Origin of the sequence: Actinophytocola sp. (assembly GCF_049647105.1) — a bacterium.
In the GTDB taxonomy this organism is placed as follows: Bacteria; Actinomycetota; Actinomycetes; order Mycobacteriales; family Pseudonocardiaceae; genus Actinophytocola.
In genome coordinates, this window is the sequence record NZ_JBARWZ010000133.1 from 1 (window position 1) to 9316 (window position 9316).

Consider the following 9316-nt stretch of genomic DNA (forward strand, 5'->3'; position numbering starts at 1 on the left):
CTCAAGGACGTGCCGGTCGTCGTGCACGACGACCCGCGCCAGGTGCTCGGGTCGGTCGCCGCGTGGATCTACGGCGAGCCGTCGCTGCGCCTCGCGGTCCTCGGGGTCACCGGCACGTCCGGCAAGACCACCACCACGTACATGATCGACGCGGGCCTGCGTGCCGCGGGCATGCGGACCGGCCTGGTCGGCACCGTCGAGACCCGGATCGGCGGTGAGCGGCTGGCGAGCGCGTTCACCACCCCGGAGGCGCCGGACCTGCAGGCGCTGTTCGCGGTGATGGTGGAGCGCGGCGTCACGCACGTGCCGATGGAGGTGTCGAGCCACGCGCTCGCGCTCGGGCGGGCCAGCGGCACCCGGTTCACGGTCGGCGCGTTCACCAACCTGTCGCGCGACCACCTGGACTTCCACGCCGACATGGAGGACTACTTCCAGGCCAAGGCGCTGCTGTTCGACGGCCGGTCCACCACCGAGGTGGTGTGCGTGGACGGCGAGTGGGGCAAGCGCCTCGTCACGCCGCACACGGTCACCGTGGCCACCCAGGGCGCGGGCGACTGGACCGCCACCGGCCTCACCACGTCCTACGCGGGCGAGCAGACGTTCACCGTGCACGGGCCGGACGGCCTCGCGCTGCCGGTCACGCTGCCGATGCCGGGCAAGTTCAACGTGGCGAACGCGCTGCTGGCCGCCGCCTGCCTGCACGCGGCGGGCGTGGCCCCGACGGACATCGCGGCCGGTCTCGGCGCGGTCGAGGTGCCTGGCCGGATGGAACGCGTCGCGCTGGGCCAGGACTTCACCGCGGTCGTCGACTACGCGCACAAGCCGGCCGCGGTAGCGCAGGCCCTCGACGCGATGCGGGCCCGCACCGACGGCCGCGTGATCGTGGTGCTCGGCTGCGGCGGCGACCGCGACGTCGAGAAGCGCCCGATGATGGGCGAGGCCGCCGCCCGCCGCAGCGAGCTGCTGATCGTCACCGACGACAACCCCCGCACCGAGGTCCCGGCCGAGATCCGCGCCGCGATGCTGGCCGGTGCCGAGGGGGTGCCGCCGGGGGAGCGCGGCGAGGTGCGCGACGTCGGCGACCGCCGTGCCGCGATCGTCGAAGCGGTAAACCGTGCGCGGCCGGGCGACGTCGTCGTGATCGCGGGCAAGGGCCACGAGACCGGACAGGAGATCAACGGGGTGGTGCACCCGTTCTCCGACCACGACGAGTTGCGGGCCGCCATCTGGGAGCGGCTGGAGAAGAACACGTGATCCCTCTGACGCTCGACGAGATAGCCGAGGCGACCGGCGGCCGGGTGCACAGCCCGGACGGCTCGGTGGCAGGCGGCGTGACCGTGACCGGCACCGTGGAGTTCGACTCGCGGAAGGTCGGGCCGGGCAGCCTGTTCGTCGCGATGCCGGGTGAACGGGTCGACGGCCACGACTTCGCCGCGAAGGCGGTCGCCGGCGGCGCGGTCGCCGTGCTCGCCGCCCGCGAGGTCGACGCGCCATCGGTGATCGTGCCGCCGGTCCGGGTCGACGGGCCGTCCCACGTGTACGCGCTCGCCGGCGACACGGACGGCAGCGGCGCGGCGGTACTCGCCGGGTTCGCCAGGCTGGCGGCCGTGGTCGCGCGCAGGCTCGCCTCGGCGGGCATGCTGACCGTCGGCGTCACCGGGTCCGCGGGCAAGACCTCCACCAAGGACCTCATCGCGGCGCTGCTGAGCACCCGAGGCGCCACGGTCGCCCCGCCCGGCTCGTTCAACAACGAGATCGGCCACCCGTGGACGGTGCTGCGTGCCGACGAGCACACACAGAACCTCGTGCTCGAGCTGTCGGCACGCGGGGTCGGCCACATCGCCGCCCTGTGCGAGATCGCGCCGCCGAGAATCGGTGCGGTGCTGAACGTCGGCACCCAGCACATGGCGGAGTTCGGCTCCCGCGAGACCATCGCCGAGGCCAAGGGCGAGCTGGTCGAGGCCCTTCCCGAGGACGGGGTCGCGGTCCTCAACGCCGACGACCAGTACGTTTCCGCCATGGCCGACCGTACGAAGGCCCGGGTCATGACCTTCGGCCTCGCCGAGCACGCCGACGTGCGCGGGCAGGACGTCGAGCTGGACGGGCAGGCGCGGCCGTCGTTCACGCTCGTCACCGAGGCGGGTGCGGCGCCGGTCAGCCTGCGGCTGCACGGCGCGCACCAGGTGGCGAACGCGCTGGCAGCGGCCGCGGTCGCGCTCGCCGCCGGGATGCCGCTCGCCGACGTGGCCGCCGGCCTGTCCGCCGCGAAGGCCGTGTCCGCGCGCCGGATGGCGGTCGAGACCACCGGCGACGGGGTCACGGTCATCAACGACTCGTACAACGCGAGTCCTGAGGCCACCCGCGAGGCGCTCAGGACGCTGGTGACCATCAGCGGGTCCGCGGACCCGCCGGGTCGCGCGTGGGCCGTGCTCGGGCCACTGGCCGAGCTGGGGCCCGACGGCGACCGTGTCCACGAGGAGATCGGCCGCCTGGCCGCGAGCCTGGCCGTCCACCGGCTGGTCGTGGTCGGCGAGGCCGCGCAACCAATGCAGCGAGGCGCGAGCCTGGAGGGCTCGCGGGGAGAGGAGTCGGTCCTGGTGCCCGATGTTGACGCCGCGGTCGACCTGTTACGCGCCGAGCTGCGCGCGGGCGATGTCGTCCTGGTGAAGGCGGCCAACGCCCAGCGGCTGTGGCGCGTCGCCGACGCGCTGATGGGGAGCCGCGCGTGATCGGCATCCTGATCGCCGCCGCGATCGCCCTCATCGTCTCGATCATGTTCACGCCCTACCTGATCCGGGTGTTCTCCCGGCAGGGCTTCGGGCAGGAAATCCGTGAGGAGGGACCGGAGGGCCACAAGTCAAAGCGCGGCACCCCGACCATGGGTGGCGTCGCGATCCTGGTGGCCATGGTGGTCGGCTACTTCGTCGCCCACCTGCTGACCTCGCTCGTCTCGGACGACAGCGAGCCCCCGACCGCGTCCGGGCTGCTGGTGCTGTTCCTCGCCGTCGGTCTCGGGCTCGTCGGCTTCCTCGACGACTTCATCAAGATCCGCAAGCAGCGCAACCTCGGTCTGAACAAGACCGCGAAGATGGTCGGCCAGCTGCTCGTGGCCGTGGTGTTCGCGGTGCTCGCGGTGAACTTCGCCGACGACTACGGGTTCCGGCCTGCCTCGGTCAACCTGTCGTTCGTGCGTGATCTCACGATCATCTCGTTCGGCACCATCGGGTTCGTCGTCTTCTGCTACCTGCTGGTGTCCGGCTGGTCGAACGCGGTGAACTTCACCGACGGTCTCGACGGTCTCGCGGGCGGCTCGTCCGCGATGGTGTTCGGCACCTACGTGGTCATCACGTTCTGGCAGTTCCGCTACAACTGCGGCGCGGACGACCCGACGCCCGGCTGCTACGACGTGCGCGACCCGCTCGACCTCGCGGTCGTCGCGGCGGCCGCCATGGGCGCCTGCATCGGCTTCCTGTGGTGGAACGCGGCCCCGGCCAAGATCTTCATGGGTGACACCGGCTCGCTGGCGCTCGGTGGCCTGGTCGCCGGTCTGTCCATCACGACCCAGACCGAGCTGCTGATGGTCATCGTCGGCGGCCTGTTCGTGGTCGAGATGCTGTCGGTGGTGCTGCAGATCGCGGTCTTCCGCACCTCGCGACGGCGGTTGTTCCGGATGGCTCCCTTCCATCACCACTTCGAGCTCGCCGGGTGGGCGGAAACCACGGTGATCATCAGGTTCTGGCTGCTCGCCGGGATCTGCGCGATGTTCGGCCTCGGCCTCTTCTACTCGGAGTGGCTTTCCGCGAACGGCAGCTGATGTTCGCGGGCAGGAACGTGCTCGTCGCGGGCGCGGGCGTCACCGGCAAGTCGGTGGCGGCCGCCCTGCTGGGCACCGGCGCGCACGTGACGGTCACCGACGCGGCCGCCGACCGGCTGACCGGCCTGCCAGGCGGCGTCACCACCTCGGCAGGGCTCACCACCCCGCCCGATGGCACGGACCTGGTCGTCACCAGCCCCGGCTGGCCGCCAACCGCGCCACTGCTCGTGGCGGCCGCCGAGGCCGGGATCGAGGTGATCGGCGAGGTCGAGCTGGCCTGGCGGCTCGGGCAGACGCTGCCGGACCCGCCGGCGTGGCTCGCGGTCACCGGCACCGACGGCAAGACCACCACGGTCGGCATGCTGGAGTCGATGCTGCTCGCGGCCGGTGCCGAGGCCGGTTTCCGGGCGATCGCCTGCGGCAACATCGGTCTGCCCGTGGTCGACGCGGTGCTCGGCGGCTACGACGTGCTCGCCGTCGAACTGTCCAGCTACCAGCTGCACTGGCAGTCGTCCATGCGTGCGCACGCCGCCGTCGTGCTCAACATCGCCGAGGACCACCTCGAGTGGCACGGCACGATGGCGGGCTACGTCGCCGACAAGGGCAAGGTCTACGACGGCGCCGGGCTCGTGGTCTACAACGCCGACGACGTCGAGTCGGAACGGCTCGCCGAGGGCGCGCGGGCACGGGTGGGCTTCACGACCGGCACCCCCGCCGCCGGTCAGTACGGCGTGACCGACGGCTGGCTCGTGCACGGCGACCTGCTGCTCGCGCCGGCCGCCGAGGTCCGCCCGGCCGGCAGGCACAACGTCGCCAACGCGCTCGCGGCCGCCGCGCTCGCCAGGGCGTACGGGGTCTCGCCGGAGGCAGTGCGGGCCGGGCTTGGCGCGTTCCAGCCGCCCGCGCACCGGGTGGAGCTGATCGCGGAACGCGACGGCGTCCGCTACGTCAACGACTCCAAGGCCACCAACACCCACGCCGCGCAGGGCTCGCTCGGCGCGTTCGACTCCGTCGTGTGGGTCGCCGGCGGTCTCCTGCACGGCGCGCAGGTCGGCGACCTGGTCGCCGAGGCGGCGTCCCGGCTGCGCGGAGTGGTCCTGATCGGAGCTGATCAGGACGTGTTCGCCGCCGCACTCGCGCGACACGCGCCGGATGTGCCGGTCCATCGCGTCCCTTCACGAGACGATGACCCCATGCTCACTGCGGTGCGCGTGGCGAACGCGATGGCCTCTGCAGGCGATGTGGTGCTGCTCGCACCCGCCGCCAAGTCCCACGACCTCTTCGCCAGCTACGTGCACCGCGGCAGCGCCTTCGCCGACGCCGTGCGCGATGTGCTGGCGGAGCGCGGATGACGGCACTCGAGGAGTCGAAGAACACCAGGAGCGAGCCAGACGGCAAGGCCGAGCGCAAGCCACGCAAGGGGCGCACCGGCCGTCTCGGCGCGATCCGCACCGCGCTCACCGCGTGGCTCGGCCGTCCGCTCGCGTCGTTCCACCTGCTGCTCGCCATCTGCGTACTGCTGATCGTCATCGGCCTGGTGATGGTGCTGTCCGCGTCCGCGGTCATCTCCATCAACCAGGGCAGCTCCGCGTACACGGTGTTCGGCAAGCAGGTCGTGTTCGTGCTGGTCGGGCTCGCGATGTTCTGGATCGGCGTGCGCGTGCCGCTCCAGCGGATGAGGGCCTTCAGCCCGGTCGCGCTGTGGATCACCGTGCTGCTGCTGGTCCTCGTGCTCACGCCGCTCGGCTCGACGCTCAACGGCACCCGCAGCTGGTTCCGGATCGGGCCGCTGTCGGTGCAGCCGATCGAGTTCGCCAAGCTCGCGCTCGCGCTGTGGGGCGCGCACATCCTGGTCCTCAAGCGCGGGCTGCTCCACCAGTACCGGCACCTGCTCGTGCCGGTCGTGCCCGCCGCGCTGGTCATGTTCGCGCTGGTCATGCTGCAGCCCGACCTCGGCGGCACGGTCACGCTCGGCGTCGTGCTCATCGCGCTGCTGTGGTTCGCCGGCGCCCAGCTGCGGCTGTTCGGCGCGCTCGCGCTCGGCGGCCTCGCGGGCGTGGTCCTGCTGGCCATCGGCACCGGCTACCGCTACGCGCGTGTCCTGTCGTTCCTCCATCCCGGCGAGGACAGCCTGGGTGCCGACTACCAGTCCGACCAGGCCCTGTACGCACTCGCGGAGGGCGGACTGTTCGGCAAGGGCATCGGGCAGGGGCAGTCGAAGTGGGAGTACCTGCCCAACGTGCACAACGACTTCATCTTCGCGCTCATCGGCGAGGAGATGGGTTTCCTCGGCTGCGCGCTGGTGCTCGGGCTGTTCGGTGTGCTCGCGGTCGTCGGCATGCGGGTCGCCACCCGCAACATCGACCCGTGGATCCGGATGGTGGCCGCCACGCTGACCGTGTGGCTGGTCGCCCAGGCGGCGATCAACATCTGCTACGTGGTCGGATTGCTGCCGGTCACGGGCATCACGCTGCCCCTCATCTCCTCGGGTGGCACGTCCGTCGTGACCACCATGCTGGTGTTCGGTGTCCTCGCGAACTGTGCGCGGCATGAGCCCGAGGCGGTGGCGGCACTACGCTCACAGGGCCCGGGCCGATTCGGCAGGCTGATGCGGCTCCCCGCCCCGGAGCCCTACCAGCCGCCGGTCAGGCGAAAGCCCGCCCGGTCACCCGCCACGCAGCGAGGCTCCGCTGGCCGTGCCGTCGGTCGTACCACCGTCCGCGGCCGACAGCCCGCCCCGCGCCGCAGACTAGGAGGACGTTCTTGACCACCCCTGCCAACCGTGGACCGTGCATAGTCGTCGCCGGGGGAGGGACCGCCGGGCACATCGAGCCCGCGCTGGCCCTGGCCGATGCGGTGCGCCGGATCCGGCCGGACGCCCGCGTGGTGGCGCTCGGCACCGAGCGCGGCCTGGAGAAGCAGATCATCCCGGCCCGTGGCTATCAGCTCGAGATGATCCCGCCGGTGCCGATGCCCCGCAAGCCCAACGTCGACCTGCTGAAGCTGCCGCTGAAGGTCCGGGCCGCGATCAAGCAGACCCGCGAGGTGCTCGACCGCGTCGGCGCCGACGTGGTCGTCGGGTTCGGTGGTTACGTCGCCCTGCCCGCCTACCTCGCCGCCCGCGGCCGCACCCCGATCGTCGTGCACGACTCCAACGCCAAGGCCGGTCTCGCGAACAAGGTCGGCGCCCGGTACGCCGCGCGGGTCGCGGTCGCCGTGCCGGGCACCGGGCTGCCGAACGCCGAGGTGATCGGCATCCCGCTGCGTGGCTCGATCATCGGGCTCGACCGGTTCCGGCTGCGTGCGCAGGCCCGGCAGTTCTTCGGCCTGCACCCGACCGCGCCGACGCTGCTCGTGTTCGGCGGCTCGCAGGGCGCGCGGACGATCAACAACGCCGTGTCCGCGTGCGCTGGGGTGTTCGCCCAGCGCGGCATCGGCGTGCTGCACGCGCACGGCCCCAAGAACTCCCTTGCCGTGCAACAGGTCCCCGGCGCGCCCAGGTACGTCGGCGTGCCGTACCTGGAGCGGATGGACCTCGCGTACGCCGCCGCGGACGCGGTGTTGTGCCGGTGCGGCGCCATGACCGTCGCCGAGGTGTCCGCCGTCGGGCTGCCCGCCGTGTATGTGCCGCTGCCGATCGGCAACGGTGAGCAGGCGCTCAACGCGCAGCCGTCGGTCACCGCCGGTGCCGCGCTGATGATCTCCGACGATGACCTGACGGCTGAGCGGACCGCCGAGACGGTCGTGCCGCTGCTGACTGACCCGTTGCGGCTCAAGAAGATGAGCGCCGCCGCGCAGGGCACCGGCCACCGCGAGGCGGCGGACGTGCTGGCGCGCATGGTTCTCGAGGTGATCGGTAAATGAGCGATCTCGAGCGGGTCCACCTGGTCGGCATCGGCGGTGCCGGGATGAGCGGCATCGCCAGGATCCTGCTCGACCGCGGCGCGCAGGTGTCCGGCTCCGACGCCAAGGAGTCGTCGACGCTGATGACGCTGCGGGCGCAGGGCGCGCGGGTCGCGGTCGGCCAGGCGCCGGAGAACCTGGACCTGCTGGACGGCGGTCCGACCGCGGTCGTGGTGTCCAGTGCCATCCGGCCCGAGAACCCGGAGCTGGTCGAGGCGACGGCCCGGGGGCTCGACGTGCTGCACCGCTCCGCCGCGCTCGCCGCGGTGATGGAGGGCCACCGCGTCGCCTGTGTCGCAGGCACGCACGGCAAGACGTCCACCACGTCCATGCTCACGGTCGCGCTGCAGCACTGCAGGCTCGACCCGTCGTTCGCGATCGGCGGCGACCTCAACGAGTCCGGCGCCAACGCCCACCACGGCGCGGGCGGCATCTTCGTGGCGGAGGCCGACGAGAGCGACGGGTCGTTCCTGGCGTTCTCGCCGTCCGTCGCGGTCGTGACCAACGTGGAGGCCGACCACCTCGACCACCACGGCACCGTCGAGGCATACAACGCGGTGTTCGAGTCGTTCGTGGACCGCGTCGTCGAGGGCGGCGTGCTGATCGTGTGCGCCGACGACCCTGGCGCCGCGGCGCTGGGGCTGCTGGCCGAGAACAAGGGCGTGCGGGTGCGCCGCTACGGGCGTGCCGCCTCGGACGTGACCATGACCGGCTACGAGCCTGCCGCTGACGGCGCCGGAGTGGCCCGCATCCTCCTCGACGGCGCCGAGGTCGAGGTGAAGGTCGCGGTCCCCGGCGAGCACATGGCGCTCAACGCACTGGGCGCGATCGTCGCGGGCCTGGAGCTTGGCGCCCCGCTCGATGGGCTCCTGGAGGGCATCGCGGGCTTCGGTGGCGTGCGGCGGCGGTTCGAGTTCAAGGGCAGGGCTGGCGGCGTGCGCGTCTACGACGACTACGCCCACCACCCGACCGAGGTCGACGCGCAGCTGCGGGCCGCTCGCCCCGCCGCGCAGGGCGGCAAGCTCGTGGTGATCTTCCAGCCGCACCTGTACTCGCGGACCAGGCTGTTCGCGAAGGAGTTCGGCGCCGCGCTCGCACTGGCGGACGAGGTCGTGGTCCTTGACGTGTACGGGGCGCGCGAGCAGCCGGAGCCGGGCGTGAACGGGCAGCTCATCGTGGACAACGTGCCGCTGCCCTCGGACCGCGTCCGGTTCGAGTCCTCGTTCGAGCGGGTGCCCGCGCTGGTGGCGTCCCTCGCCGGCGATGGCGACCTGGTGCTGACGATGGGCGCGGGTGACGTGACCATGCTCGGGCGTGAGCTGATCGCCGAACTGGACCGCCGGGTCCGGGCCTGATGACCGGCGGCGACCGCGCTCGCCGCGGCAGGACCGGCGACGCATCGCCGACCCGCGGCCGCCGCACCTCGGACAGGGCCGACAGCAACGACAGTGCCGCCAAGGGCACCCGAGGGTCCGACGGCACGCGGGGGTCCGCGAGCAGAGGGCGGCGTGGTTCGGCGGCCCGGGGCGATGCCGCCGAGCGTGGCGGTTCGTCCCGCGCTCGTGGCTCGGCGGGCACCGACGGCGCGGCTGCCAGGAC

The 9316-nt window shown here is 72.4% G+C and carries 8 protein-coding genes; all 8 read left to right on the forward strand.

All coding sequences use genetic code 11. The annotated features are described in order from the left end of the window. Window positions 1-1254: UDP-N-acetylmuramoyl-L-alanyl-D-glutamate--2,6-diaminopimelate ligase (locus tag WBA97_RS16015; protein WP_424231609.1), on the forward strand; the 1254-nt coding region annotated here is incomplete at its 5' end. Continuing rightward, window positions 1251-2729 carry a UDP-N-acetylmuramoyl-tripeptide--D-alanyl-D-alanine ligase gene (locus tag WBA97_RS16020; RefSeq protein ID WP_424231610.1) on the forward strand — a complete coding sequence of 493 codons (1479 nt, stop codon included), beginning with the start codon at window positions 1251-1253 and terminating at the stop codon, window positions 2727-2729. The genes WBA97_RS16015 and WBA97_RS16020, both read left to right, overlap by 4 nt. Next, on the forward strand, window positions 2726-3814 hold the full coding sequence (mraY, locus tag WBA97_RS16025; protein ID WP_424231611.1) for a phospho-N-acetylmuramoyl-pentapeptide-transferase: 1089 nt from the start codon (window positions 2726-2728) through the stop codon (window positions 3812-3814). The genes WBA97_RS16020 and mraY overlap by 4 nt, the downstream gene beginning before the upstream one ends. Continuing rightward, the gene (murD, locus tag WBA97_RS16030; protein WP_424231616.1) at window positions 3814-5166 is read left to right on the forward strand and encodes a UDP-N-acetylmuramoyl-L-alanine--D-glutamate ligase; all 1353 of its coding nucleotides are present in this window, start codon (window positions 3814-3816) and stop codon (window positions 5164-5166) included. The genes mraY and murD overlap by 1 nt, the downstream gene beginning before the upstream one ends. Next, complete coding sequence (ftsW, locus tag WBA97_RS16035) at window positions 5163-6581, forward strand: putative lipid II flippase FtsW (RefSeq protein WP_424231612.1); 1419 nt, start codon at window positions 5163-5165, stop codon at window positions 6579-6581. Before murD ends, ftsW begins: the two co-directional genes overlap by 4 nt. Further along, a complete protein-coding gene (murG, locus tag WBA97_RS16040) occupies window positions 6578-7678 on the forward strand; it encodes an undecaprenyldiphospho-muramoylpentapeptide beta-N-acetylglucosaminyltransferase (RefSeq protein WP_424231613.1) in 1101 nt (366 codons plus the stop codon). The genes ftsW and murG overlap by 4 nt, the downstream gene beginning before the upstream one ends. After that, window positions 7675-9072 (forward strand): UDP-N-acetylmuramate--L-alanine ligase, encoded by a 1398-nt coding sequence (gene murC / locus WBA97_RS16045; RefSeq protein WP_424231614.1) that lies wholly within the window; start codon window positions 7675-7677, stop codon window positions 9070-9072. Before murG ends, murC begins: the two co-directional genes overlap by 4 nt. Beyond that, the coding region (locus WBA97_RS16050; protein ID WP_424231615.1) for a hypothetical protein at window positions 9072-9316 on the forward strand (245 nt) is incomplete at its 3' end. The genes murC and WBA97_RS16050, both read left to right, overlap by 1 nt.

Bases quoted from the DNA above. Each gene is read 5' to 3' on its own strand.
- murD (WP_424231616.1), top strand. From the start codon at position 3,814: ATGTTCGCGGGCAGGAACGTGCTCGTCGCGGGCGCGGGCGTCACCGGC.
- ftsW (WP_424231612.1), top strand. From the start codon at position 5,163: ATGACGGCACTCGAGGAGTCGAAGAACACCAGGAGCGAGCCAGACGGC.
- murC (WP_424231614.1), top strand. From the start codon at position 7,675: ATGAGCGATCTCGAGCGGGTCCACCTGGTCGGCATCGGCGGTGCCGGG.